The following is a 1,792-nucleotide window of genomic DNA, read 5'->3' as shown; positions in this document are numbered from 1 at the left end:
AGATACAGTTACAGTAACTACTATATATCTTGAAACTCATATACTGCCTATTCTCTATTTAAAAGAATTTGATTTTTTAAAAACTAAAATAGAGTATGTTCCAACCCAAAGAGATATTTACTATTCTGTAAAAGAAGGTAAAGCTGATTTTGGTGTAATGTATGAAGATGATTATAGATTTATAAAAGATACTGAAAAAATACCCGTAATTAAAAAAATGCCAACTAAACTTTCCCATTTTTTAATGATAAAACCTGAGCATTACGATAAAATTAAAAAGGTTATTGAAAATATTGATAAATTCAAGCTGGTTTCAAACAGTGAATTTTTAAATTCATTGAGTGCAGATTTGCCTTTACAGTCTTTATTAAAAATAAAGGAATTCTACGACACATCAAAAGCTCTTTATGAAATTCCATTTATAGGTCTGCTTATATATAAAGATAAGATTGTTTATGTCAATCAGTATTTCCAAGAGCTTTTGGGATACTCTTTTGAAGAACTAAAAAGTATGAGTCCAGACCAGATTGTTGCTGAAGAACACAAAGATAGAGTAAAAGAAATAATTGAAAAAAGATTGGTAGGTAAATATTTCCCCCAGATTTATGATGAACTAAAAGTAAAAACTAAAAGTGGTTCTTATCGTTATACCCTTGTTTTTTCAGATACTATACTTTATAAAGAAGGACATGCAGGTTTTGTCCTTGCAGTTGATATAACGAAACAAAAAAGATATGAAAAACTTTACAAAGCACTTAGAAACATAAATAAAGCAATAGTAACCGTATTAACAGAAGAACAGCTTTATAAAACCGTATGTGAAACTTTAGTTAAAGAACTTGATATAAAATTTGCCTGGATAGGAAAACCTGATAAAGAAAAGAAGTTTTTTGAAAATGTTTATAAATGTGGAGATGATGAAGGATATTTAGATATTATAAAAATAGCCACAGGTGGAAAGTACCCTGAGGGTAAAGGTCCGACAGGTAGTGCCTATAGAAAAGGAAAGACGTTTATAAATCCGGACACAAGAAATAACCCACTAATGAAAACATGGCAAAAAGAGATGTTAAAAAGAAATTTCCTATCTTCTGCCGCCGTTCCCATTAAAAAAAAATGGTGAGGTTGTTGCTGTTTTAAATATATATGCAACTGAACCTTACTATTTTGAAGAAGAAAATAAAACTCTACTTGAAGAACTTGAAAGAGATTTAAGTTTTGCCCTAAATAAAATAGACACAATAAGGGATAGTTTGCTGTTAAAAAATGCAGTTGAAAAATCAGATGAGTGGCTACTTATAACAGATAAAAATGGAAATATAGAGTACGTAAATGAGTATGTTTCAAAATTAACTGGGTATAGTAAAGAAGAACTTATTGGAGGAAATCCAAGAATTTTCAAATCAGGATACCAGCCTGAAAAGTTTTATGAAAAATTATGGAAAACCATTTTATCAGATAAAGAATTTGAAGCTGTTTTTATAAACAGGAAGAAAAATGGGGAATTATTTTATATTGATGAAAAAATCATTCCTGTCAAACTTCCAGATGGAGAACTGAAATTTGTTTCAATAGGCAGAGATATAACTAAAGAAAGACAGCTTTTAGAAGAAAATGAAAAACTAAGATTTTATGACATTTTGACAGAAACATACAACTTTAATGGCTTTTCTATACAAGTGGACGATTATTTAATAAAAAATCCAGGAAATATATCTGCGTTAATAATTATTGATGTTGCTAATTTTTCTTATATAAACAAAACCTATTCTGTAGAAGTTGGAGATAAGCT

General features: G+C 28.8%; 2 protein-coding genes. Both read left to right on the top strand.

Annotated features, from left to right (window positions below):
• The coding region (locus HG1285_RS19905; RefSeq protein ID WP_008289000.1) for a PAS domain S-box protein at positions 1-1,123 on the top strand (1,123 nt) is incomplete at its 5' end.
• A 130-nt stretch (positions 1,124-1,253) separates the two neighbouring features.
• Positions 1,254-1,792: GGDEF domain-containing protein (locus HG1285_RS19900; protein WP_008288999.1), on the top strand; the 539-nt coding region annotated here is incomplete at its 3' end.

It is taken from the genome of Hydrogenivirga sp. 128-5-R1-1, from assembly GCF_000171895.1.
This window is presented reverse-complemented; position numbering and strand designations above follow the sequence as displayed.